Source organism: Streptomyces sp. WAC05292, from assembly GCF_003949955.1.
Taxonomy (GTDB): domain Bacteria; phylum Actinomycetota; class Actinomycetes; order Streptomycetales; family Streptomycetaceae; genus Streptomyces; species Streptomyces globosus.
This window is the reverse complement of record NZ_RPSE01000904.1, coordinates 1-367: the sequence shown is the minus strand read 5'-3', so window position 1 is coordinate 367 and position 367 is coordinate 1. Positions and strand designations below refer to the sequence as shown.

Genomic DNA, 367 nt, shown 5'->3' with positions numbered 1-367 from the left:
GGACGCCCTGCTGGTGCTGCTGCACGCGCTGTCGACCCTGCACGACGCGAACGGCGACGTCGCCGTGCCCGGTCTGCGGCGCGAGCCGTGGCAGGAGCGGGAGGCGGGGTGCACGGAGGAGGAGTTCCGCGACCTGGCCGCGGTGCACGACGGGCTGCCGCTGCCGGGCACCGGAGCGCTCGGCGAGCGGCTGTGGAGCGGCCCCGCGGTGACCGTCGTCGGGCTCGACGCGCCGGCCGTGGACGCCCTGCTGGTGCTGCTGCACGCGCTGTCGACCCTGCACGACGCGAACGGCGACGTCGCCGTGCCCGGTCTGCGGCGCGAGCCGTGGCAGGAGCGGGAGGCGGGGTGCACGGAGGAGGAGTTC

General features: G+C 76.8%; 1 pseudogene. It reads left to right on the top strand.

From position 1 onward, the window contains the following. Positions 1-367: pseudogene (locus EF903_RS33655) on the top strand (dipeptidase); the annotation flags it as partial.